Source organism: Pseudomonas sp. NPDC088429 (assembly GCF_044753305.1).
Lineage (GTDB): Bacteria > Pseudomonadota > Gammaproteobacteria > Pseudomonadales > Pseudomonadaceae > Aquipseudomonas > Aquipseudomonas rustica.
The window spans coordinates 1-22,521 of the sequence record NZ_JBIVMX010000074.1; the positions used below are offsets into that span (position 1 = coordinate 1).

At 59.0% G+C, this 22,521-nt stretch carries 22 protein-coding genes and 1 pseudogene; 11 read left to right on the forward strand and 12 right to left on the reverse strand.

The features are described from left to right. The 4 genes and pseudogenes from ACIP66_RS24955 to ffh all read right to left on the reverse strand — a co-directional run. Positions 1 to 249 (reverse strand): annotated as a pseudogene (locus ACIP66_RS24955) (tRNA (guanosine(37)-N1)-methyltransferase TrmD); the annotation flags it as partial. A 2-nt stretch (positions 250 to 251) separates the two neighbouring features. Next, complete coding sequence (gene rimM, locus ACIP66_RS24960) at positions 252 to 788, reverse strand: ribosome maturation factor RimM (RefSeq protein ID WP_007908985.1); 537 nt, start codon at positions 786 to 788, stop codon at positions 252 to 254. Positions 789 to 793: 5 nt separating this feature from the next. Next, on the reverse strand, positions 794 to 1,045 hold the full coding sequence (rpsP, locus tag ACIP66_RS24965; RefSeq protein ID WP_045059142.1) for a 30S ribosomal protein S16: 252 nt from the start codon (positions 1,043 to 1,045) through the stop codon (positions 794 to 796). A gap of 251 nt (positions 1,046 to 1,296) precedes the next feature. Continuing rightward, entirely contained in the window at positions 1,297 to 2,673 is a 1,377-nt protein-coding gene (ffh, locus tag ACIP66_RS24970; protein ID WP_400651660.1) for a signal recognition particle protein, read from the reverse strand. A gap of 210 nt (positions 2,674 to 2,883) precedes the next feature. Between ffh and ACIP66_RS24975 the strand changes: the two genes are divergently transcribed. The 3 genes from ACIP66_RS24975 to ACIP66_RS24985 all read left to right on the forward strand — a co-directional run bounded on the left by ACIP66_RS24975 (position 2,884) and on the right by ACIP66_RS24985 (position 6,687). Then, positions 2,884 to 3,696, forward strand: a complete 813-nt coding sequence (locus ACIP66_RS24975) for an inner membrane protein YpjD (RefSeq protein ID WP_159813843.1) — start codon at positions 2,884 to 2,886, stop codon at positions 3,694 to 3,696. Positions 3,697 to 3,708: 12 nt separating this feature from the next. Further along, positions 3,709 to 4,950 carry a transporter associated domain-containing protein gene (locus ACIP66_RS24980; RefSeq protein ID WP_400651663.1) on the forward strand — a complete coding sequence of 414 codons (1,242 nt, stop codon included), beginning with the start codon at positions 3,709 to 3,711 and terminating at the stop codon, positions 4,948 to 4,950. Between the two features lie 420 nt (positions 4,951 to 5,370). Continuing rightward, positions 5,371 to 6,687 carry an MFS transporter gene (locus ACIP66_RS24985; RefSeq protein WP_400651666.1) on the forward strand — a complete coding sequence of 439 codons (1,317 nt, stop codon included), beginning with the start codon at positions 5,371 to 5,373 and terminating at the stop codon, positions 6,685 to 6,687. Positions 6,688 to 6,784: 97 nt separating this feature from the next. Here ACIP66_RS24985 and purT read toward each other — a convergent pair whose 3' ends face one another. The 5 genes from purT to ACIP66_RS25010 form a co-directional block, all read right to left on the reverse strand. Beyond that, complete coding sequence (gene purT, locus ACIP66_RS24990; protein ID WP_007908992.1) at positions 6,785 to 7,966, reverse strand: formate-dependent phosphoribosylglycinamide formyltransferase; 1,182 nt, start codon at positions 7,964 to 7,966, stop codon at positions 6,785 to 6,787. A 100-nt stretch (positions 7,967 to 8,066) separates the two neighbouring features. After that, positions 8,067 to 8,534 carry a VUT family protein gene (locus ACIP66_RS24995; RefSeq protein ID WP_053117431.1) on the reverse strand — a complete coding sequence of 156 codons (468 nt, stop codon included), beginning with the start codon at positions 8,532 to 8,534 and terminating at the stop codon, positions 8,067 to 8,069. 231 nt (positions 8,535 to 8,765) lie between these two features. Further along, positions 8,766 to 8,978 carry a DUF1289 domain-containing protein gene (locus ACIP66_RS25000; RefSeq protein ID WP_400651671.1) on the reverse strand — a complete coding sequence of 71 codons (213 nt, stop codon included), beginning with the start codon at positions 8,976 to 8,978 and terminating at the stop codon, positions 8,766 to 8,768. Then, complete coding sequence (locus ACIP66_RS25005) at positions 8,975 to 9,499, reverse strand: gamma carbonic anhydrase family protein (RefSeq protein ID WP_007954617.1); 525 nt, start codon at positions 9,497 to 9,499, stop codon at positions 8,975 to 8,977. Before ACIP66_RS25005 ends, ACIP66_RS25000 begins: the two co-directional genes overlap by 4 nt. Positions 9,500 to 9,544: 45 nt before the next feature. After that, entirely contained in the window at positions 9,545 to 10,144 is a 600-nt protein-coding gene (locus ACIP66_RS25010; RefSeq protein WP_053117428.1) for a CoA pyrophosphatase, read from the reverse strand. 147 nt (positions 10,145 to 10,291) lie between these two features. Between ACIP66_RS25010 and ACIP66_RS25015 the strand changes: the two genes are divergently transcribed. The 8 genes from ACIP66_RS25015 to nagE all read left to right on the forward strand — a co-directional run bounded on the left by ACIP66_RS25015 (position 10,292) and on the right by nagE (position 19,881). Then, positions 10,292 to 10,846, forward strand: coding sequence for an NUDIX hydrolase (locus ACIP66_RS25015; RefSeq protein ID WP_400651674.1), 555 nt, complete (start codon positions 10,292 to 10,294; stop codon positions 10,844 to 10,846). A 74-nt stretch (positions 10,847 to 10,920) separates the two neighbouring features. Next, positions 10,921 to 11,436 carry a murein L,D-transpeptidase family protein gene (locus tag ACIP66_RS25020; protein ID WP_160056083.1) on the forward strand — a complete coding sequence of 172 codons (516 nt, stop codon included), beginning with the start codon at positions 10,921 to 10,923 and terminating at the stop codon, positions 11,434 to 11,436. A gap of 262 nt (positions 11,437 to 11,698) precedes the next feature. Then, complete coding sequence (locus tag ACIP66_RS25025; protein ID WP_400651677.1) at positions 11,699 to 12,100, forward strand: hypothetical protein; 402 nt, start codon at positions 11,699 to 11,701, stop codon at positions 12,098 to 12,100. A 401-nt stretch (positions 12,101 to 12,501) separates the two neighbouring features. After that, entirely contained in the window at positions 12,502 to 13,233 is a 732-nt protein-coding gene (locus ACIP66_RS25030) for a GntR family transcriptional regulator (protein ID WP_053117422.1), read from the forward strand. 24 nt (positions 13,234 to 13,257) lie between these two features. Further along, positions 13,258 to 14,364, forward strand: a complete 1,107-nt coding sequence (gene nagA / locus ACIP66_RS25035; protein WP_400651679.1) for an N-acetylglucosamine-6-phosphate deacetylase — start codon at positions 13,258 to 13,260, stop codon at positions 14,362 to 14,364. Next, positions 14,345 to 15,367, forward strand: coding sequence for an SIS domain-containing protein (locus tag ACIP66_RS25040; RefSeq protein ID WP_400651682.1), 1,023 nt, complete (start codon positions 14,345 to 14,347; stop codon positions 15,365 to 15,367). The genes nagA and ACIP66_RS25040 overlap by 20 nt, the downstream gene beginning before the upstream one ends. Positions 15,368 to 15,631: 264 nt before the next feature. After that, positions 15,632 to 18,145, forward strand: a complete 2,514-nt coding sequence (ptsP, locus tag ACIP66_RS25045; protein ID WP_400651684.1) for a phosphoenolpyruvate--protein phosphotransferase — start codon at positions 15,632 to 15,634, stop codon at positions 18,143 to 18,145. 23 nt (positions 18,146 to 18,168) lie between these two features. Continuing rightward, the gene (gene nagE / locus ACIP66_RS25050; protein WP_400651686.1) at positions 18,169 to 19,881 is read left to right on the forward strand and encodes an N-acetylglucosamine-specific PTS transporter subunit IIBC; all 1,713 of its coding nucleotides are present in this window, start codon (positions 18,169 to 18,171) and stop codon (positions 19,879 to 19,881) included. A 244-nt stretch (positions 19,882 to 20,125) separates the two neighbouring features. On the opposite strand, the gene ACIP66_RS25055 is transcribed toward nagE, so the two are convergent. From ACIP66_RS25055 to ACIP66_RS25065, 3 genes are all read right to left on the reverse strand, one after another. Then, positions 20,126 to 20,488 (reverse strand): DUF6124 family protein, encoded by a 363-nt coding sequence (locus tag ACIP66_RS25055; protein WP_129389562.1) that lies wholly within the window; start codon positions 20,486 to 20,488, stop codon positions 20,126 to 20,128. Between the two features lie 1,123 nt (positions 20,489 to 21,611). Next, positions 21,612 to 21,923: a YqfO family protein gene (locus ACIP66_RS25060; protein ID WP_159813860.1), complete on the reverse strand. Its 312-nt coding sequence runs from the start codon at positions 21,921 to 21,923 to the stop codon at positions 21,612 to 21,614. Between the two features lie 5 nt (positions 21,924 to 21,928). Next, positions 21,929 to 22,521, reverse strand: a 593-nt coding sequence (locus tag ACIP66_RS25065; protein WP_400651690.1) for a phosphoribosylformylglycinamidine synthase subunit PurQ, incomplete at its 5' end; no start/stop codon positions are given.

Consider the following 22,521-nt stretch of genomic DNA (forward strand, 5'->3'; position numbering starts at 1 on the left):
AAACAAACCTCCACCAAAGACATCAACAAGAACAACAACAATCTTAAACAACAACAACAACATCCCATCACAACCGCCAAACGGGCGATCGTCCACAGTGTGATGCCGATCCGTCGTGTAATCCCGCGGGTTCCAACAGGTCAGCTGCAAGAGCCCCTGTTTGACCGCTCGACTGGTGATGCCGTAGTCGCCGATGGCGGAAAACATCTCGGGAAACAAACTGATCACTTCTACGCGCAATTTAGCCACGCTTAGAAGTCCGCATCCCAATCCACCTTCATCTCGCCCGCTGCCAGATCGACTGCCAACACACACTGCGCCGTATAGGGCAGCAAGCGTTCGCGATCATCCAGGCTGCCAGCGCAAGGCTTGACTACCATTACATCATTGGCGCCGGTTTCCAGAAGATGATCGACTTTCCCGAGCATTTGCCCCAGTTGATCGATGACCTTCAGACCTTCCAGCTGGTACCAGTAGTACTCGCCGTCGGTCAATTCAGGGAACAGGTTGCGCGGCACGCAGATCTCATAACCGGCCAGAAGACGAGCTTCTTCACGATCATCAAGACCCTTGAGCTTTGCGACCAGGAACTTATCGCTCCCGCGTCCACTGACCAGCTCGACCTGTTTGACATTGCCTTCGCGCTTGAGCGTCCAGGTTTTGTACTGCAACAGGTTTTCAGTCGGATCAGTAAAGGAATAAACCTTCACTTCGCCGCGAACGCCATGAACAGAATAAATTTTGCCGATAACGATCAAATCATCAGCAACAGCTGGCGTCGCGTTCATATTGCTCAGGCCGCAGCCTTTGCAGAGTCCTTCAGCAACTGAGCAACACGCTCAGAAGGCTGTGCACCAACGCTCAGCCAGTAGGCAACGCGCTCTTGGTTCACGGACAGACGAACTTCCTGACCACGGGCAACAGGGTTGAAGAAACCAACCTGTTCTTTGTGGGAGCCGTCACGCGGGTTACGCGAGTCGGTTACGGTCAGGTGGTAAAACGGGCGCTTTTTGGAGCCGCCAAGGGCAAGACGGATTGTTAGCATGTGCACATCGTTCGGGTTGTCGGTGCTGCAAATCTAAATGCACAGCGGGCATGGGTGCCCGAAAGGCCGCATATTCTAAGGAATATCCGGACTTTTGCAAATGACTTTTTCCGGCGCCTATGGCATGCCGTGCAGATCTGCATATAGAGCCGTCGATAAAAACGGCCGGTCAGCTCCCGCCGTGTGCGGGTTTGCTGTTGATCCTGCGTCCTTGCAGGGTCTGCGCCGGTGCGACGACCGGCGCGGATTCTTTACATTTTCGGCATGCCGCCGCCGGGCAACATTCCGCCCATGCCGCGCATCATTTTCGCCATTCCGCCTTTCGCGGTGAATTTTTTCATCATCTTTTGCATCTGCTTGTGCTGCTTGATCAAGCGACCGATGTCCTGCACCTGAGTACCGGAACCCATGGCGATACGGCGTTTGCGCGAACCGCTGATCAGCTCAGGGTCGCGGCGCTCGGCCGGGGTCATGGAGTTGATGATGGCTTCCATCTGTTTGAATTGTTTCTCTGCGGCGTTCTGGGCATTGCCCATCTGCGACAGGTTGACGCCGCCGATGCTCGGCAGTTTGTCCATGAGGCCGCCGAGGCCGCCCATGTTTTTCATCTGTTGCAGCTGATCGCGGAAGTCTTCGAGGTCGAAGCCCTTGCCCTTCTTCAGCTTCTTGGCCAGTTTGTCGGCCTTGTCTTTGTCGAGGGTCGCTTCGGCCTGTTCGATCAGGCTGAGCACGTCGCCCATGCCGAGAATGCGCGAGGCGATACGCTCAGGGTGGAACGGATCGAGCGCTTCGCTCTTCTCGCCCATACCGATGAACTTGATAGGCTTGCCGGTGATGGCGCGAACCGACAGCGCAGCACCGCCACGGGCGTCACCGTCGACCTTGGTCAGGATCACACCGGTCAGTGGCAGCGCATCACCGAAGGCCTTGGCCGTGTTGGCCGCATCCTGACCGGTCATGGCGTCAACCACGAACAGGGTTTCGACCGGGTTGATCGCGGCGTGCAGCGCCTTGATCTCGCCCATCATCTCTTCGTCGATGTGCAGACGACCGGCGGTATCGACGATCACCACGTCGATGAATTTCAGTTTTGCTTCTTTAATAGCAGCTTGCGCGATGTCGACCGGCTTCTGGCTCAGGTCGGACGGGAAGAAGGTCACACCCACTTCACCGGCGAGCATTTCCAGCTGCTTGATCGCCGCAGGACGATAAACGTCCGCCGACACGACCATGACCGACTTCTTCTTGCGCTCTTTCAGGAAGCGCGCCAGTTTGCCGGCGGTGGTGGTTTTACCGGCACCCTGCAAACCGGCCATCAGAATGACGGCGGGCGGCACGGCGCTCAGGTTCAACTCTTCGTTGGCCGCGCCCATCAGGCTTTCGAGTTCGGCCTGGACGATCTTCACGAACGCGTGGCCCGGCGTCAGGCTGCGCGACACCTCGGTGCCGACAGCGCGCTCCTTGACCGAATTGACGAAGTCCTTGACCACCGGCAGGGCGACGTCGGCTTCGAGCAACGCCATGCGCACTTCACGCAGGGTGTCTTTGATATTGTCTTCGGTCAGCTTGGCCTTGCCGGTGACATGGCGCAGCGTCTGCGAGAGACGGTCGGTTAAGTTTTCAAACATTGCGCGATCCTTTCAGGCCCTGTGTAGACCGGGATAATGGCGGCCCAGACCGGAATCAACATGTGCTCGGCGAGCCTGCGGCGTGGGCAGGTCGCGGATTATAGCGAAGACTGCGGCTGGCGGACACCTCGCCGTCAGCTTCCTGAGTCTTTCGTGCCATGGCGGTTCTATGCCAAACTCAGCCCCTTTCGGGCTTGCCTAACAGGATTTATGCTCCCCTTGTCACCCAGTTTGCTGACCACCCTCGCCGCCGCCCTTCTATACGCCGCTGCGACTCTCTATCAAGGCACGCGTCTGGCCGCCGGTGCCAAGGCGAACAAGCGCCTGCTGGTTTCCCTCGGCGTGCTCGCCGTGGTGGCCCAGTTCGCCAGCCTGTTCACGCATTTGCTGACGCCGATTGGCCTGGGCCTGGACTTTTTCAGCGCCTCCAGCCTGATCTCGGCGGCGGTGATCGCCCTGACCTTGATCGCCTGCTCACGGATTCCGGTGGAGAACCTGCTGGTGCTGCTGTTCCCGCTCGGCGCGGTCACGGTGTTGCTGGCGCAGTTCGCGCCGACCGGCACTGTGCAGATCATCGACGAAGAACCGGGCATCCTCGCGCACATTCTATTGTCGCTGCTGGCCTACGGCATGTTCACCATCGCGGTGTTCCAGGCCTTGCTGGTGCTGGTGCAAGATCACCAGCTCAAGCACAAACACCCGTCCGGACTGATCAAGAACTTCCCGCCGCTGCAAACCATGGAAAGCCTGTTGTTCGGTTTCCTCTGGGCCGGCTGGACGCTGTTGTCGCTGTCGCTGATCTCCGGCTGGCTGTTCGTCGAGAACCTGTTTGCCCAGCATCTGGTACACAAAACCTTGCTGGCGTGTCTGGCCTGGATCGTGTTCAGCGTGCTGCTGTGGGGCCGCAACCGTCTCGGCTGGCGCGGTCATAAGGCGATTCGCTGGACTCTCGCCGGTTTCTGCCTGCTGATGTTGGCGTATTTCGGCAGCAAACTGGTTCGTGAATACATCCTGCACATCTGACGGGCGGCATAAATGGACGGTTTGCCCATAGGGCCGATGCTCGCGGTATTTGTCCTGCTGATTTTATGGTCAGGGCTGTTTACCGCCGTCGAAATCGCGCAGCAGCATCTGCTCGCGCAACGCACCGCCTCGCGCGCCAGCGATAAACCGCTGGCGAAGCTGAGCTTCCCGCTCGACAGCCTGATCCTCTGCAACACCTTGTGCCGAGCACTCGCGGTGATCATCGCGACGTTGCTGGCGATTTTCCTCTGCGAGGAAAACGGCCCATGGGCAGCGTGCCTGGGTGCCGGTGCGGTGTTGCTGGTGTTCGCTGATTATTTCCCACGCACCCTCGCCCAGCGTTATCCGGATGCCGTGCTGGCCTTCGGCAATTCGTTGTTGGCGGTTCCGCTGAAGATTGTTTACCCACTGGCCTGGCTGTTCAGCCGTGTCAGCGTTTTGCTGATCCGCCCGTTCGCGCGCAAGCCGCAAGTGGTGCAGCAGAGCGACGACGACGCGCCCAGCGATCGACGTGATGACCCCGAGCATCCTGTTCACGCACACCCTGTTTCGGGAATTCATGCGCTGGACAACATCACCGTCAACGACATTCTGGTGCCGCGCAGTGACGTCGACGGCATCAACCTCGACGATTCGATTGAAGCGATCATCGAGCAACTGCGCCAGAACAAGCGCACGCGCCTGCCGATGTTCCACAGCGACATCAATCAGGTTGAAGCGGTGCTCAATACCCGCCAGATACGTCATTTACTGAACAACGGCGATCTGACGCTAGAGGCGTTGTTGGCGGCGAGTTACGAGCCGTATTTCGTCCCGGAAAGTACGCCGCTGCAACTGCAACTACTGAACTTCCACAAGCAGCAGCGGCGCCTGGGCATGGTCGTCGATGAGTACGGCGAAGTGCTCGGCATTGTGACGCTGGAAGATATTCTTGAGGAGATCGTCGGCGAATTCGAGAGCGAGCACAGTCTGGAGAACCCGCACATTCATCCACAGACTGACGGGCGGATGGTGATTGATGGCACCGCTTCGATTCGCGAATTGAACAAGTGCCTGGGCTGGCATTTGCCGAGTGATGGGCCGAAAACGCTGAACGGATTGGTGACTGAGGCGCTGGAGACGATTCCCGAGAGTGCGGTTTGCTTGAAGATCGGGCGCTATCGACTGGAGATTCTTGAGACTGAGGAGAATCGGGTGAGCAAGGTGTTGATCTGGCATACCTCGTCTGTGCCTGCTTTGGTGCCGGCCCGATAGAAGATCAAAAGATCGCAGCCTTCGGCAGCTCCTACATTGGAATGCGTTCCAAATGTTCCAAATGTTCCAAATGTTCCAAATGTTCCAAATGTTCCAAATGCCCCAAATGTTCCAAATGTCCCAAATGCCCTAAATGTCCCAAATGTCCCAAATGCCCCAAATGTCCCAAATGTAGGAGCTGCCGAAGGCTGCGATCTTTTGCTCTTGTTTGATTGTTAGCCCCCTTCCTATAATCAAATCCGCTTACCCAAGCGTTGCCAAACCGCGTGCTTACCCCGCACCAGACCGGTTTCGGCCATTTCCGCTGTACTCCGGCGACTGTTCCTACCTGAAACAGCGACCGCGCCTCATCCCACATCCCTGGGTGTTCGACCATAATAATTCGCTCCAACGGAGCTCATGACTGTCAGGGATCACCGCATGACGACCAGTACCGCTTTCAGCGACACCGCGCCTGCCCAACCGACCAACTCCGCCACCCGCGTGGCGACGGCGAGTTTTATCGGCACCGCGATCGAGTTCTACGACTTCTATGTTTACGCCACGGCGGCTGCGCTGGTGATCGGGCCGGTGTTCTTTCCGCAGACGTCCGGCACGGCGCAGATGCTTTCGGCGTTTCTTACTTTTGGCATCGCTTTTCTGGCCCGACCGTTGGGCTCGGCGCTGTTCGGCCATTTCGGTGACCGTATCGGGCGTAAATCGACGCTGGTCGCATCTCTGCTATTGATGGGCGTGTGTACGACGCTGATCGGCGTGCTGCCGGGTTACGCCACGATTGGCGCGTGGGCGCCGATTCTGTTGTGTGTGCTGCGCTTTGGTCAGGGCCTGGGATTGGGCGGTGAATGGGGCGGTGCTGCGTTGCTCGCCACGGAAAACGCGCCGAAAGGTAAACGCGCGTGGTTCGGTATGTTTCCGCAACTCGGCCCGTCGATTGGTTTTCTCGCGGCCAATGGCTTGTTTCTGACTTTGGCCATGACCCTCGATGACGAGCAATTCCGCAGTTGGGGCTGGCGCATTCCGTTCCTGCTCAGTGCAGTGTTGGTGATGGTGGGCCTGTATGTGCGCCTGAAACTTCACGAAACGCCGGTCTTCGCCAATGCCATCGCGCGTCAGGAACGAGTGAAAGTGCCGCTGGTTGAACTGTTCAGCCAGTATTGGGCACCGACCTTGTTGGGCGCGGCGGCGATGGTCGTGTGCTATGCGCTGTTCTATATCTCGACGGTTTTTTCCCTGAGCTACGGGGTTTCCACGCTGGGTTATAGCCGCGAGACATTCTTGGGATTGCTGTGCTTTGCCGTACTGTTCATGGCGGCTGCGACGCCATTGTCGGCTTGGGCCAGCGATCGTTATGGGCGCAAACCGGTGCTGATCATCGGTGGCTTGCTGGCGATTCTGTCCGGGTTCTTGATGGAACCACTGCTGACGCAAGGCTCGACCTGGGGCGTGGCGCTGTTTCTGTGCATCGAGCTGTTTTTGATGGGCGTGACGTTTGCACCGATGGGCGCACTGTTGCCGGAGCTGTTTCCGACCCACGTGCGTTATACCGGTGCTTCGGCGGCGTATAACCTGGGCGGGATCGTCGGGGCCTCGGCGGCGCCGTTCTTTGCGCAGAAACTGGTGGCGATGGGTGGTTTGAGCTATGTCGGCGGGTATGTGTCGGGGGCGGCGGTGCTGAGTTTGATTGCGGTGCTGTGTCTGAAAGAGACGCGGGATAACGATTTGAATCGGGTGGCCTGACAGACCGCCATCGCGGGCAAGCCTTGCTCCTACAGATCAGCGTCGCAACGCGACCTTATGTAGGAGCAAAGCTTGCTCGCGAATGCCGCGACCCGGTTTAGAGTTCTACGACAACAGCCTGAGCAGCACGGGTCGCCTTGGCACGCGCAGCCTCGATCGACTCATCCCGCGCCAGCGCCACGCCCATGCGGCGCTGGCCATTCACTTCTGGCTTGCCGAACAAACGCAACGCCGTGTCCGGCTCGCTCAACGCCGCACCCAGATTGGCGAACGCTGTCTGGGTCGACTGCCCTTCCACCAGAATCACCGCCGAAGCCGAAGGCCCGAACTGACGGATCAACGGCACCGGCAGGCCCAGAATCGCGCGAGCGTGCAACGCGAACTGCGACAGATCCTGGGAAATCAATGTGACCAGACCGGTGTCGTGCGGGCGTGGCGAGACTTCGCTGAACCACACCTGATCACCCTTGATGAACAGCTCAACGCCGAACAGGCCACGGCCACCCAGCGCTTCGGTAACCGCTTTGGCAACACGCTCGGATTCAGCCAGGGCAATCGGGCTCATGGCTTGTGGCTGCCACGATTCCTGGTAGTCGCCCTTCTCCTGACGGTGACCAACCGGCGCGCAGAACGTGGTGCCGCCGATGTGGCGAACGGTCAGCAGAGTGATTTCGTAGTCAAAATCGATAAAGCCTTCGATGATCACCCGACCTTTGCCGGCGCGACCGCCCTCTTGCGCGTAATCCCAGGCTTTCTGCACGTCATCGGTGCTGCGCAGCAGGCTCTGGCCTTTGCCCGACGAGCTCATCACCGGTTTGACCACGCATGGGAAACCGAGGTCTTCAACGGCTTTGCTGTAGTCCTCGAAGGTGTCGGCAAAATGATACGGCGAGGTCGGCAGATCCAGCTCTTCAGCGGCCAGACGACGGATGCCTTCGCGGTTCATGGTCAGTTGCGCAGCGCGCGCGGTCGGGATCACGGTGAAGCCTTCGGCTTCCAGTTCGACCAGGGTGGCGGTGGCGATGGCTTCGATTTCCGGCACGATGAAGTGCGGCTTCTCGGCTTCGATCACCGCGCGCAGGGCGGCGCCGTCGAGCATGTTGATCACGTGGCTGCGATGGGCGACTTGCATGGCCGGCGCGTTGGCGTAGCGGTCAACGGCGATCACTTCAACGCCCAGGCGTTGCAGCTCGATCACCACTTCCTTGCCCAACTCACCACAGCCACACAGCAATACGCGGGTCGCGGTTGGCGACAACGGAGTTCCGATACGGGTCATCTCAGGTCCTCAAAGCAGCGGATCATCGAGGAAAGCGACGCCAGACGCGCTTTCCATGGGGAGAAAGCGCGGCATTTTACATGAACCCGAGGCTTTGGCTTCAGCTGGCGACGGCCTGTTTGCGATCGCGCCAGGCCATGATCAGCCAGACGACGGTTACACCGGCGAATTTCGACAGCAGTGCGGTGATGATCACCGGTGGCGTCATGGCGTCGATCATGCCGAAAAAGATGAAGGTATCGAGGGGAATGCTCAGCGCCGAGCTGATCCACAAGCGGTCGCGCAACGGACGTTTGGTGATGCTGAACACCAGCCAGTCGATGATCTCGGAGACCGCGAACGCCGTGGCGCTGGCCAGCGCGATGGAGGGGTCGGAGGTGACGTAAGACAGCACCAGCGCTGCAAGCATCGCCGCGATCGCCCCGTGGCCGAAACGGATTTGCACCATGTCGCGCAGCACGAACACCAGACCGCCCCAGGCCGACCAGATGATGTCCAGGTGCGGCGCGGTGGAGAAGGCGAAGTTGATCAGCACGACGCTGCTGATGTAGGCGATGAGGAAAATCATGGGGGCGACCTGGCAGATTGGCGCACAGATTACTGGAGCGGTAGATCAAGAGCCACCCCCTCACCCCAACCCTCTCCCCCAAGGGGGCGAGGGGGAAAGGGAGCCGATCTTCATGATGTTCAAGACCTGAGTTCGACGCGGTATTTTCAGGTCGGCGTGACTCGTCCAAACAACCCGGTCAGTCCCCTCTCCCTCTGGGAGAGGGCTAGGGTGAGGGCATACTCATGCCGATCACGACTTCGACGACGGGATCATCCACACCAACCCACTCGCCTTTGCCCGTTCATGACACAACCCCAGCACCACCCGGCGCTCGTCATTGTTCATGCGGCTCCAGCGGGTAATCTCTTCAACCGTGCGTTGGCAGCCAGTGCAGATATCATCCTCATCCAGCGCACAAATATTCACGCATGGCGAGGCAACCGGTCTTTCTGGCGTGTTCATTCTTCCTGCTCAACCAGATCACGCGCATAACGCTGGGAGTTATGCACATAGTGCGCGGCGCTGGCCTCAAGCATCTTCTTCTGCGGCTCGGTCAGCTCACGCACAACCTTGCCCGGCGAGCCCATCACCAGCGAACCATCCGGAATTTCCTTGCCCTCACCAATCAGCGAGTTGGCGCCAATGATGCAGTTCTTGCCGATCTTCGCGCCGTTGAGAATCACCGCGTTGATACCGATCAGGCTGTAATCGCCAACGGTGCAGCCATGCAGCATGGCGTTGTGGCCAATGGTCACGCCGGTGCCGATGGTCAGCGGATAGCCCATGTCGGTGTGCATCACGGTGCCGTCCTGCACGTTGCTGTTCTTGCCGATCAGGATCAGTTCGTTGTCGCCACGCAGCACAGCGTTGAACCAGACGTTGGCGCCCTCTTCCAGTTTGACCTTGCCTACCAGCACGGCATTGGGGGCGACCCAGCTCTGCGGGTGGGTCTCGACACGGGCGTCGCCCAAGCGGTATTTCATCTTGTTTTCCTCAGGGCTCACGGTGATGGCCATTCGAACGATGGCTTAGGTGTTAATAAAGCTTTTAGGCGGAGTATGCAGACTGATCTTGGCGTCATAGAGCAGATTGATCAACTCGACGATCATGATGGCGGTCAGGCCCCAGATCTTGAAATCGCCGTAGCGATAGCTCGGCACGTACCAACTGCGACCTTGATAGTCGATGCGATGGGTGTGTTCGCGGGGGTCTTTGCGGAAGAATTCCAGCGGCACGCTGAACACCGCAGCGATCTCGGCATCATTGGGCTGATACTCGACGAAATCGGGGATTACGCCGACATAAGGCGTGACCTTGATGCCGTGCAGGGAAATCAGCGGGCTGAGCGGGCCGATGACTTCGACCAGTCCTGGCGGCAGGCCGATCTCTTCTTCGGCCTCACGCAGGGCGGTGAAGATCAGATCCGGGTCTTCCGGATCGCGGCGTCCACCGGGGAAAGCCACTTCGCCGCCATGGGTCGAGAGCCCGCTGGCGCGCAGGGTCAGGACCAGTTCCGGTTGGTCACTGCGGGTGATCGGCACCAGAACGGCGGCCTCGGGGAAACGTTTGTCAGTCTCCAGCGTGCGCGGTGTGTGGTTGCTTACCCTATGCAGTAGCTCGTCCAGCATGAGTGTTCTCGATCGGTGCCTTACCCTGCATCATGCACCAATCATTGCAGCCGCCCAAGCCCCCGAATCTCGCCATGTCGCGAAACGACAACTTGCCGACCGACACCGCTGCACGCCAAGATAGGCGCAGCATTCAGGAAGCCCAGCATGAAATTTTGCAGCCACTGCGGTAACCCGGTCACCCAGCGCATTCCCGAAGGCGATTCGCGGCGGCGATTTGTCTGTGACAGCTGTCAGACCATTCACTACCAAAACCCCAATATCGTTGCCGGTTGCGTGCCGACCTGGGGCACGAAAGTGCTCTTGTGCCGCCGTGCCATCGAGCCGCGCCTCGGTTACTGGACGTTGCCTGCCGGGTTCATGGAAAACGGTGAGACCATCGAACAGGCCGCTATCCGCGAAACCGCCGAAGAAGCCTGCGCCCGTGTGCGTAACCTGAGCATCTATACGCTGATCGACGTGCCACACATCAGTCAGGTGCATGTGTTCTTCCGCGCGGAGCTGGTTGATCCGGACTTTGCCGCCGGCCCCGAGAGCCTTGAAGTGCAACTATTCGACGAAGCCGACATTCCATGGGACGAGCTGGCTTTCAGGACGGTGGGGCGTACCTTAGAATGCTTCTTCGCTGATCGGCGGGTTGAGGTGTATCCGGTTCGTTCGGAATCGATTCCGCCGTTGGTGCAGCCGGTGATTGTCGGTTAGAAGATCAAAAGATCGCAGCCTGCGGCAGCTCCTACACAACACTTATCTGCGTCACTCCTTGGGGAATCGTTTCAATGCGCTGGTTGCTTGCCCTGTTCTGCCTGTCGTTCGTTACCGTCTCCCAAGCGTCCTTCGTGACCACCGTGACGCCGGCGAATACCCCGCTTATCGAAAAAGTCCTGGTGCTCAAATCGGCGCATCAGCTGCAGTTGATCGCCGACGGCAAGCCGCTGAAGACCTATCGCATCTCCCTGGGCAAGGGCGCGAAAAAAGGTCCGAAACTGATTGAAGGCGACAAGCGCACACCGGAAGGTTTTTATTGGATCGACTGGCGCAAGACCAGCGACAAATTCAACCTGTCGATGCACATTTCCTACCCGAACATCAGCGACTCGGCCCGCGCCCGGCGTGAAGGCGTCGAGCCTGGCGGCATGATCATGATCCACGGCACACCGGATTCCGAAGAAACCCCGGAAGACCTGTTCCACACGCTGGACTGGACCGACGGCTGCGTCGCCATGCGCAATGTGGATATGCGCGAAGTGTGGAGCCTGGTGCCGGATGGCACGATGGTAGAAATCCGCCCATAGGCCACCCGGCGAACGTGAGATAAAACTTTGATAGGTATTGATGTCTCGCGACAACCCAGGATTCTATTGAGTGTTAAGCGGAAGGATTGGATAACCCAGCTGTATAAGTTCACAACTAGAATTCCGGGCTTATCGCAGGTAATAACAGTAAACCATCAAGCTCATTCTAAAACGTTATAAAAACCTGTCAGATATTACAGTTATCACGTTCTGGCTTCCTGCGTAGGATGATCTTTCCAAAGTACGTAAGGAACTTCTGATCATGAATAAAGAACTTGATAAAAATCAAGAGAAGGCGAGCCCGTTTCCACTTGGCACTGTAGACTCACGGCGATTTGCAGAGCTCGTACGGGTCGATGACACTTACAAAGCAGCCGGCCAAACATACAGAATTACGGAAAAAAAATATATCGAAGTTAGCCTTGACAGCTATCACGTCGCAATAAGCTATAGTTTATATGTCACTGATAACAGCAGTGACAAAAAAAACGAACAGCATATTTTTGAATTCTCCCAGTTCTTTACCCGTGAACAACTTTCAACTTTCGCGAATGATGGCGATCTGCTTTTCAGTGGCGGCATACTGTTCAGGCTTGGTAAAAGCCAATTCGAAAGACTTGCAAATGGCAGTTTTATTCACACATCCAGCGTTACTCGGGAATAGACCGAGTTCCAAGGGACGTGGGATACCACATGGACATCATGAACACTAAAACGAATCTAGTGCTTATGCTTATGTGACGAGCTCGTCCCTTACGATTCGCAACCGGTGCCAAACCTGGATTTCGTACAACCATCGGTCGGCAAAAAAAATAAATCAAAAGATCGCAGCCTGCGCCAGCTCCTACAGAGGTGATACCACTTCAACGTGTAGGAGCTGCCGCAGGCTGCGATCTTTTGCTTTTATATCTCCACCCCTAATACCACTTAGAACCACCACCCTCTAAATCCTCGATCCACAAGGGTTTCCGGCCCTGTCACCACGTTGACATGGTATTCAAGTGGTATTAATTTTCGCTGCATTCACGGGCGACAACCACTCCAATACCCGCACCGGACACCGACATGAACGACCTCCAGGCCTTGCGCCCTGACGACCAACAAGCGACGCCGTTGTACCTGCAACTGGCGCGCAATCTGGAATCGGCGATTCATGCCGGTCAGTGGAAAGCCGAACAGGCGATGCCGTCCGAGCGCAACCTCAGCGAGTTGCTCGGTATTTCCCGCGTCACCGCGCGCAAAGCCCTCGAAGTCCTCCTCGATCAAGGCCTGATCCGCCGCCTGCAAGGTTCCGGCACCTTCATCACCCCACGCCTCGAACAACCGCTGTCGCGCCTGTCCGGTTTCAGCGAGATGCTGCGCTTGAAAGGTTTCGTACCCAGTTCGAAATGGCTGGAGCGTGAAATCACCCTGCCGACCCACGAAGAACTGATCCGCCTCAGCCTGTCGCCGAACGACAAGGTCGCGCGCATGAAACGTCTGCGCAAAGCCGATGACACGGTCATGGCCATCGAGATGAGCACCCTGCCCGCCTCGATCATGCCCAAGCCGCAACTGGTCGGCGATTCGCTCTACGAATACCTCGACGGCATCGGCAAACCGATCGTCCGCGCCTTGCAGCACATTCAGGCGATCAACGCCTCGGACGAATTCGCCGCGCTGGTCGGCATCGCCCCCGGCACCGCCATGCTGCTGATGACCCGGGTCGGCTACCTCGAAGACAACACGCCGATCGAAGTCACCGACACCTATTGCCGCAACGACTACTACGACTTTGTTGCAGAGCTTCGCCGTTAAGCGCAGCCACAAGCGAGAACCAAAATGTCCGAAGACAACATCCTCACCGCCAGCGGCTGGATTCGCGGCCGGCTGATCCACGAACACGGCAAAGTCGTGTCGATCGAAGGCGTACCTTGCGATCCGGCAACCAATGACCTGCCGTATCTGCTGCCGGGCTTCATCGACCTGCACGTGCATGGCGGCGGCGGCAAAGACATCATGGAAGGCGCCAGCGCTTTCGAGACCATCACCAAAACCCACGTTCGTTTCGGCACCACCTCGCTGCTGGCCACCACCATGACTGCGCCGAGCGCTGAGATCTCCAGCGTGTTGAAGGAAGTAGGAGAGTTCTGCGAACAGCGTCCGAAAGGTGCCGCCCGCGTTCTCGGCGTCCACCTCGAAGGCCCGTACATCAATCCCGGCAAACTTGGTGCGCAACCGAACTTCGCCCACACCGCGTTGATGGCCGAAGTCGAAGAATATCTGGCACTGGCGCCGATCCGCGTGATCACCATCGCCCCGGAAATCGCCGGCCACGACGCGTTGATCCGCGAACTGAGCAGCCGTGGCGTGCGCATGCAGATCGGCCACACCCTCGGCAGTTACGAGGAAGGCGTTGCTGCAATGGAGGCTGGCGCGACCAGTTTCACTCACCTCTACAACGCCATGAGCCCGTTGCATCACCGCGAGCCGGGCATCGTTGGCGCGGCACTGGCCCACGCCAAATTCGCCGAACTGATTCCGGATTTGCTCCACGTGCATCCCGGCGCCATTCGTGTAGCCCTGCGCTCGATCCCGTGCCTGTATTGCGTCACCGATTCGACCGCTGCCGCCGGCATGCCCGACGGTGAGTACAAGCTCGGCAGCCACACCGTGACCAAATGCCTGGGCGGCGTGCGCCTGCCCGACGGCACCTTGGCCGGCAGCACGCTGACCATGGATCAGGCCCTGCGCAACCTGGTGAAGATCGGTTTGCCGATCGCCGAAGCCTCGCAGCGTCTGTCGCAATTCCCCGCCGACTACCTCGGCATCACCGAACGCGGGCGCCTTGCACCAGGTGCCTGGGCCGACTGCGTGCGGCTCGATCGCTCACTCACACTGACCGCCGTCATGGTCGAAGGAGAAGACATTGACTTCAAAAAAGCTTGAGGAGGCGCTGTCCTCCTTCGAGGCCGTGCAAGCCCAACTGCAACAGCTCGACCCGCAAATGATCGAGATCGCCGGACGCCTGCGCCGTCAGCCGCCGCAAGTGGCGATGACCGTTGCGCGTGGCAGCTCCGACCACGCGGCGAGCTACTTCGCCTACCTGACCATGCAGCAATTGGGCGTGCCGGTAGCGTCGTTGCCGATGTCAGTGGTGACCATGCAGCAAGCGCCGTTGAAGGTCAGCGGTCAGGTCGCGTTCGCGTTTTCGCAATCGGGGCAGAGCCCGGATCTGGTCAACAGCTTGCGTCTGCTGCGCAAGCGTGGCGCGCTGAGCGTGTCGATGGTCAACGCCGCCGATTCGCCACTGGAAGCTGCGTGTGAGTTCAGCGTGCCACTGCTCGCCGGGACTGAAAGCAGCGTCGCCGCGACCAAGAGTTTTATCGCCACCCTCAGCGCCAGCGCCCGGTTGATCGCGCACTGGAAAGAGGACAGCGAATTGCTCGAGGCCGGTAACGCCCTGCCTGAAGGCCTGCGCGAAGCGGCAAAACAGGACTGGAGCGTGGCCATCGAAGCGTTGCGCGATTGCGAGCGTTTGATGGTGATTGGCCGTGGTGCCGGTTTTGCCATCGCTCAAGAAGCGGCTTTGAAATTCAAGGAAACCTCGGCGATTCAGGCCGAAGCGTTCAGCAGCGCCGAAGTCCGTCACGGCCCGATGGCGCTGATCGACGAACACTATCCGCTGCTGGTTTTCGCCCCACGCGGTGCTGAACAGGCTGGCCTGTTGAGCCTTGCGGCAGAAATGCGCCAACGCGGCGCTCGCGTGTTGCTGGCCGCGCCGGATGACGTGAGCGAACGCGACCTGACACTGACCCGCGCCGAACACCCGGCGCTCGATCCGATTCTGGCGATCCAGAGTTTTTACGTGATGGCGGCAGGTTTGGCCGTGGCCCGTGGCATGGATCCGGATCAGCCGCGCCACCTGAGCAAAGTAACCCGCACGCACTGACACCCGTTGATCGATGCATAACCCTATCGGCGGACGCTAAAACGCCGATCGATGCACAACCCTATCGGCGGACGCAAAACCGCCGACTGATGCACAACTCTATCGGCGGACGCTAAACCGCCGATTGATGCACAACCTCTGTAGGAGCTGCCGAAGGCTGCGATCTTTTGATTTTGATTCACAAAAAACAAGATCAAAAGATCGCAGCCTGCGGCAGCTCCTACAGGGGATATCGAACCGAGATTTAACCGATGAGACCGAGCCATGCACAACAACAATAAAGAGCTGACCCTCAGCGCCCCGCTCAGCGGCCCGGTGCTCACGCTCGCCAAAGTCCCGGACGCGGTGTTCGCCAGCGGCGCCATGGGCGACGGCATCGCCATCGACCCGATCAACGACACGCTGTACTCGCCGTGCGCCGGGGTGATCATCCACGTCGCGCGCACCGGCCACGCACTCACCGTGCGTGCCGACAACGGCGCGGAAATCCTCCTGCATCTGGGCCTCGACACCGTGGAGTTGAACGGCGAAGGTTTCTCAATGCTGGTCAAGGAAGGTGTTCGCGTAACCAAGGGTCAGCCGTTGTTGCGCTACGACCTCGACAAGGTCGGCCAGCAATGCAAAAGCCTCGTCAGCCTGTTGATCCTGACCAACAGCCAGGATTTCCAAGTACGCCCGATCACGCTTAAAGCGGTGAAAGTCGGCGAACCGTTGCTGCACATTGTGGCGCGTAATGGTTCGGCAGCGAGCGCCGAAGTCGTCGGTGGGCCAGAGGTTCAGGGTCATGTGTTGGTGGCTCATCGCGGCGGTTTGCATGCGCGCCCGGCAGCGCTGATTCGGCAGACCGCGCAAGGTTTCAAAAGCCAGTCGCAACTGCACTTCGCCGGTAAATCGGCGCCGTGCAACAGCCTGATCGGTTTGATGGGCCTGGCGGTTGGCGAGCAGGACGAAGTGCAGGTCAGCTGTCAGGGGCCGGATGCTGAGGCGGCGCTGCAAGCGTTGCTCACGGCGTTGGCCACGGCATTGCCGGATGATCATCACGCGGCGGTACCGGTCAGTGTTGCCCCTCTTAAACGCCCGGCCGAGGCTGGCGTGTTGCACGGCGTTTGCGCTGCGCCGGGATTCGTCGGTGGGCCGCTGTTTCGCTTGAACGCGATCAGTTTGCCGGTGGACGCGGGCAATCACGATCCGCTGCAGCAACAGCAAGTGCTTGAAGCTGCACTGCAACAGGTCAGCAGCGAAATCGACGGCACCCTCGCCCAAGCGAAGAAGCACAAGAATGCCGATGAAGAAGCGATCTTCGCCGCGCATTTGGCGTTGCTGGAAGACCCGGCGCTGCTCGACGCGGCACAGCAATCCATCGAACAAGGCACTGCGGCGACTCACGCCTGGAGCCAGTCGATCGATGTGCAGTGCGAAGTCCTGCAGCACACCGGCAGCGCGCTGCTGGCTGAGCGCGCCAACGATCTGCGCGACCTTAAACAACGCGTGCTACGTGCGTTGCTCGGCGAAGCGTGGAATTACGACGTGCCCGCCGGTGCCATTGTTGCGGCACATGAACTGACGCCTTCGGATCTGCTGCAGCTCAGCGCGCAAGGTGTCGCCGGTTTGTGTATGGCCGAAGGTGGCGCGACTTCGCACGTGGCGATTCTCGCTCGCGGCAAAGGTTTGCCATGCATGGTGGCGTTGGGTTCGGCATTGCTTGATCAGCCGCAAGGTCAATCGGTGGTGCTCGATGCTGACGGTGGACGTCTGGAACTGACGCCAAACGCTGAGCGTTTGGCTGAAGTTCAGCAGGCGCAAATCGATCGCCAGCAACTTCGCGATGCTCAGCAAGCCAAGGCTCACTTACCCGCCGAAACGCGAAATGGCGTGCACATTGAAGTCGTCGCCAACGTCGCCTCCAGCGGTGAAGCGGCAGATGCCTTTGCCAACGGCGCCGATGGTGTCGGTCTGCTGCGCACAGAGTTTCTCTTCGTCGACCGCCAGACCGCGCCGGATGTCGAAGAACAGCGCAGCGCCTACCAAGCTGTGATCGATGCGATGGGCGATAAGTCAGTCATCATCCGCACCATCGACGTCGGCGGCGACAAGCAACTCGATTACCTGCCGCTGCCGATCGAAGCCAACCCGGTGCTCGGTCTGCGCGGCATTCGTCTGGCTCAGGCCCGCCCGGAAATCCTCGATCAGCAACTGCGCGCGCTGCTGCAAGTCAGCCCGCTGCGTCGCTGCCGAATCCTGTTGCCAATGGTTACCGAAGTCGACGAACTGCTGCACATCCGCCAGCGCGTTGATGCGTTGTGCCTGGAGATGAACATCGCTCAGCGTCCGGAAATCGGGGTAATGATCGAAGTCCCCGCCGCCGCGCTGCAAGCCGAACAACTCGCTGAACACGCCGACTTTCTCTCCATCGGCACCAACGATTTGTCGCAATACACCCTGGCCATGGATCGCGATCACGCCGGTCTGGCCGCCCGTGTCGACGCCCTGCACCCGGCGCTGCTGCGCCTGATCGCCATGACCTGCGAAGGCGCGGCGGTGCACAAGCGTTGGGTCGGCGTCTGCGGCGCCCTCGCCTCTGATCCGCTGGCCACGCCAGTGTTGATCGGTCTGGGCGTTACCGAATTGTCGGTCAGCCCGGTGCAGATCGGTGAAATCAAGGATCGCGTGCGCCAGGTGCACGAAGCCGAATGCCAGCGCCTCAGTCGCGACCTGCTCAAGTTGAGCAGCGCCGCCGCCGTGCGCCACGCCTGTCATCAACATTGGCCACTGCGCTAACAAAAACAACAAGGACAAACGCCATGTACCAACTCTTTATCGAAGGCCTGCAACGCCTCGGCCGCGCGCTGATGCTGCCCATCGCGATCCTGCCGATTGCCGGCCTGCTCCTGCGTCTGGGTGACACTGACCTGCTGAACATCGCGATCATCCACGATGCCGGCCAAGTGATCTTCGCCAACCTGGCAATGATCTTCGCCATCGGCATCGCCGTCGGTTTCGCCAAGGACAACAACGGCACCGCCGGCCTCGCCGGGGTGATCGGTTACCTGGTGATGATCTCCACGCTGAAGGTGCTCGACTCGACCATCAACATGGGCATGCTCGCCGGCATCGTCGCCGGCCTGATGGCTGGCGCGCTGTACAACCGTTTCAAGGACATCAAGCTGCCGGAGTATCTGGCGTTCTTCGGTGGGCGACGGTTTGTGCCGATTGTCACCGGGTTCGCAGCGGTCGGTCTGGGCGTGGTGTTCGGCTACATCTGGCCGCCGATCCAGCACGGCATCAACGCTTTCGGCGCCTTGATGATGGAAAGCGGCAGCATCGGCGCGTTCGTGTTTGGCGTGTTCAACCGCCTGCTGATCGTCACCGGCCTGCACCACATCCTCAACAACATGGCGTGGTTTGTATTCGGCAACTTCACCGACCCGACTACCGGCGCATTGGTAACCGGCGACCTGTCGCGCTACTTCGCCGGCGATCCGAAGGGCGGCCAGTTCATGACCGGCATGTTCCCGATGATGATCTTCGGCCTGCCGGCGGCGTGCCTGGCGATGTACCGCAACGCCCTGCCGGAACGCCGCAAGGTGATGGGCGGGATCTTTCTTTCAATGGCGCTGACCTCGTTTTTGACCGGGGTGACTGAACCGATTGAATTCGCCTTTATGTTCCTGGCACCGCTGTTGTATCTGCTGCATGCGTTGCTGACCGGGTTGTCGATGGCGATTACCAACGCGCTGAACATTCACTTGGGATTCACGTTTTCCGGCGGTTTTATCGACATGATTCTCGGCTGGGGCAAGTCCACCAATGGTTGGCTGGTGTTCCCGGTTGGGTTGGCTTACGCGGTGATCTACTACTTCGTCTTCGACTTCTGCATTCGTCGCTTCAATCTGAAAACGCCGGGGCGTGAGGATGTGGCCGTTAGTGAAAAAGCCGTACTGACTGAGAACGAACGCGCCAGTGCTTACATCAGGGCTTTGGGTGGTGCTGAAAATCTGCTGACGGTTGGCGCCTGCACCACGCGGTTGCGACTGGAGATGGTTGATCGCAACAAGGCTTCGGATGCTGATCTGAAAGCGCTGGGTGCGATGGCGGTTGTGCGACCGGGTAAAGGTGGGAGTTTGCAGGTTGTGGTCGGGCCGATGGCGGACAGCATTGCCGATGAGATTCGTCTGGCGATGCCTGCATTGGGGCGTGCTGTTTTGGTTGAAACCGCTGTTGTTGATGAGCCGAAAGTTGTAGCCGTTGCCGGTTCCGAGGCGCAGCAATGGCTGAACGCGTTGGGCGGTGGCGACAATGTGCTGCAACTGGATTGCATTGCGATGACACGGATTCGCCTGCAATTGGCGGATGGCAAGGCGTTGTCCGAGGCGCAGCTGAAGGATCTGGGGTGTCACGGTGTCAGCCAGTTGGATGGCGGGGTCTGGCATTTGCTGGTGGGGGATAAGGCGGCGAGTTTGAGTGGGGCGTTGGAAGCGCTGGTCAACCGCAGCGAGGTCAGCGCCAAAGTCTGACCCCACACATCACCCCTGTAGGAGCTGCCGCAGGCTGCGATCTTTTGATTTTGCTTTTTACAATCATAAGCAAGAGCAAAAGATCGCAGCCTCGTTTCACTCGACAGCTCCTACAGGGAAGCTATCAATCCGAAGAATCAGTTCGGCCATCAGGCCGTCATCGCTGGCAAGCCAGCCTCCCACAGGTTGCGCATTGTTCTCCTTGTGGGAGCAAACCTGCTGGCGATAAACGATGACGCGGTCGTCAGGTTTGTGGATCGACTCGATCCAGTGCGCGGTTTACTGCGAGTTCGGCGAGCATGATGATTTGCTGAATGGCCAGAGCCGTGCTGCGTTGCAAGCCGCCTAGCTCGGTTGCGAAGTTGCTGGCCATGGCGTTCGCTGAGGCCAACGATTCACAAGCGTGGGCGAGCAGGCTTTCGGTGTCGACGCTGGGGTGGACGAGGAACATGGTGCTCGGTTGTCGGGGTTTGGCGGGTTCGGGGCTGAGGTAGAAATCGAGGGCGCGTTTGATGGCTTCGCGGTTTTTGGCGAGGTCTTCGGCGTGGATGGCGGCTTCGAGTGGGGTGATGGTTTCGGGGGGTGGATCTGGGATCAGTTTGTCCATCGAACAAGTCCTTTAAGTTTGCAGCCACTTGCTCCCGATCTCACTCGAAGAAGAGGTGGCAGCCATGTACGGAGTGAGATCACCGATAGAACCCCAAAACCGGCCGGACCGAAGTCCGCCCGCACATAGCCGCCATAAGGAATTGCTGACAGCGTTAGCTGGCCGCAATTATGGGGGCACTTGTCTGGGGATCCAAATCGGGTATCTCACCTCCCGGTCGCTGAATTGGCAACGACAGGCAAAGACTAGAGAGCGGGCGTCCGACGGACAACCTGAAAACCTTGTGGGAAGGTTCTGCTATTTCTACACAAACCCAAACAGACTCAGATTCTTTGGTGATTGGACTGACCCCATCGCCAGCAGGCTGGCTCCCACAGTTTTGACCTGATGTATTCAGACAGAAATTGGTTGGGTGTCAGGCCGCCATCGCTGGCAAGCCAGGCTCCCACAGGGATTGAGTACATCTGCGGGGGATTGGTTGCTGTGAGGTTGTTATCGCGAGCAGGCTCACTCCTACAGTTGGATTGGGTACACCTGAAAGAAACAGGTCGGCTGGCAGTACGCCTTCGCGAGCAAGCTCAGCTCCTACGACAGCAAGATCAAAAGATCGCAGCCTGCGGCAGCTCCTACAAGGACAGAAGCCGAACGCGCCGCGCTCCTCACCACTCAACAGGATGAGCGCAAGCTCGGCTGCAGCTCTTGATCTTGATACACCGGCCCCGTCGGCAGGCTGAGTGGAGGGATTTATCCGGGGGTGGGAGCGCAGCGACCGTTTGGCGCAGCCAAATGCATCGAGAGGAGGTGCAGCGAAGCAAACCGGAGGCGATGCGCCCGGATGGATCCCGGAGCGAAGGAACCCCGAGCTTTAGCGAGCGGGCCGAACGTTGGGGCAAGCCTTTTTGGTTACTTTTGAGGCGTTTGTCAAAAGTGACCCGCCGTAAGGGCGGAACCGTCAGCCGCAACGCCCGAAGAAACGGATATTCACTCAGCCAGACAGAGCATGGTCGCCTGTCAGGGCGCCATCGCGAGCAGGCTCACTCCTACAGAAAAGCAGATCGCAGGCAACAAAAAACCCGCAGACAATCACTCATCTGCGGGTTTCTTGTTTCAGCAGCAAGGAAGATCAGAAATCTTCCAGCCGCCACACCTCATAAGCCGGCGTCTCGTAGGGATGACTAAGCTTCAATGCAGCCACAACAGCAACAATCAACTCATCCACCACCACCAGCTCAACCTTCCATTCCTCAACCCGCTCAACCTGCCCCGCCTCGCCAATAAACGGCTGACTCCCGTCCAAAGGTCGAAACTGGCCCAGACCAAGCACCTGCCAGGCACAGTGGTCATAGTCACCGATCCGCCCACCACCGGCAGCGAACACAGCCCCTTTGACCACCTCGACATGACTGTCAGGAACAAAAAACGCCAGCTTATACACAGGCCTTAGTTAACCCAGACGCGTGCATTACGGAACATACGCATCCAAGGTGCGTCCTCGTTCCAGTCCTCCGAACGCCACGAGTTCTGCACGGCACGGAACACACGCTCCGGGTGCGGCATCATGATCGTCACACGGCCATCACGGCTGGTGAGACCAGTAATCCCGCGCGGCGAACCGTTCGGGTTAGCCGGATACTTCTCGGTGACCTTGCCATGGTTGTCGACGAAACGCATCGCCACGCAACCCGACAGATCGGCTTCCAGCAGTGCTTCTTCGCTGGAGAACTCGGCGTGACCTTCACCGTGAGCAATGGCGATCGGCATACGCGAACCGGCCATGCCCTGCAGGAAGATCGAGTTCGACTCCTGGATCTGCACCATCGCCACGCGCGCTTCGAACTGCTCGGAGCGGTTGCGCACGAAGTGCGGCCAGAACTCGCTGCCCGGGATCAGCTCGTGCAGGTTGGACATCATCTGGCAACCGTTGCATACGCCGAGGGTGAAGCTGTCGTTACGCTCGAAGAAACCCTGGAACGCATCGCGGGCACGGCTGTTGAACAGTGCCGACTTGGCCCAGCCTTCACCGGCGCCGAGAA

Excerpts from the sequence above, each read along its gene's own strand:
- rimM (WP_007908985.1), bottom strand. The coding sequence starts at position 788 with ATGAACGCGACGCCAGCTGTTGCTGATGATTTGATCGTTATCGGCAAA.
- rpsP (WP_045059142.1), bottom strand. The coding sequence starts at position 1,045 with ATGCTAACAATCCGTCTTGCCCTTGGCGGCTCCAAAAAGCGCCCGTTT.
- ffh (WP_400651660.1), bottom strand. The coding sequence starts at position 2,673 with ATGTTTGAAAACTTAACCGACCGTCTCTCGCAGACGCTGCGCCATGTC.
- ACIP66_RS24975 (WP_159813843.1), top strand. The coding sequence starts at position 2,884 with ATGCTCCCCTTGTCACCCAGTTTGCTGACCACCCTCGCCGCCGCCCTT.
- ACIP66_RS24980 (WP_400651663.1), top strand. The coding sequence starts at position 3,709 with ATGGACGGTTTGCCCATAGGGCCGATGCTCGCGGTATTTGTCCTGCTG.
- ACIP66_RS24985 (WP_400651666.1), top strand. The coding sequence starts at position 5,371 with ATGACGACCAGTACCGCTTTCAGCGACACCGCGCCTGCCCAACCGACC.
- purT (WP_007908992.1), bottom strand. The coding sequence starts at position 7,966 with ATGACCCGTATCGGAACTCCGTTGTCGCCAACCGCGACCCGCGTATTG.
- ACIP66_RS24995 (WP_053117431.1), bottom strand. The coding sequence starts at position 8,534 with ATGATTTTCCTCATCGCCTACATCAGCAGCGTCGTGCTGATCAACTTC.
- ACIP66_RS25000 (WP_400651671.1), bottom strand. The coding sequence starts at position 8,978 with ATGAACACGCCAGAAAGACCGGTTGCCTCGCCATGCGTGAATATTTGT.
- ACIP66_RS25005 (WP_007954617.1), bottom strand. The coding sequence starts at position 9,499 with ATGAAATACCGCTTGGGCGACGCCCGTGTCGAGACCCACCCGCAGAGC.
- ACIP66_RS25010 (WP_053117428.1), bottom strand. The coding sequence starts at position 10,144 with ATGCTGGACGAGCTACTGCATAGGGTAAGCAACCACACACCGCGCACG.
- ACIP66_RS25015 (WP_400651674.1), top strand. The coding sequence starts at position 10,292 with ATGAAATTTTGCAGCCACTGCGGTAACCCGGTCACCCAGCGCATTCCC.
- ACIP66_RS25020 (WP_160056083.1), top strand. The coding sequence starts at position 10,921 with ATGCGCTGGTTGCTTGCCCTGTTCTGCCTGTCGTTCGTTACCGTCTCC.
- ACIP66_RS25025 (WP_400651677.1), top strand. The coding sequence starts at position 11,699 with ATGAATAAAGAACTTGATAAAAATCAAGAGAAGGCGAGCCCGTTTCCA.
- ACIP66_RS25030 (WP_053117422.1), top strand. The coding sequence starts at position 12,502 with ATGAACGACCTCCAGGCCTTGCGCCCTGACGACCAACAAGCGACGCCG.
- nagA (WP_400651679.1), top strand. The coding sequence starts at position 13,258 with ATGTCCGAAGACAACATCCTCACCGCCAGCGGCTGGATTCGCGGCCGG.
- ptsP (WP_400651684.1), top strand. The coding sequence starts at position 15,632 with ATGCACAACAACAATAAAGAGCTGACCCTCAGCGCCCCGCTCAGCGGC.
- nagE (WP_400651686.1), top strand. The coding sequence starts at position 18,169 with ATGTACCAACTCTTTATCGAAGGCCTGCAACGCCTCGGCCGCGCGCTG.
- ACIP66_RS25055 (WP_129389562.1), bottom strand. The coding sequence starts at position 20,488 with ATGGACAAACTGATCCCAGATCCACCCCCCGAAACCATCACCCCACTC.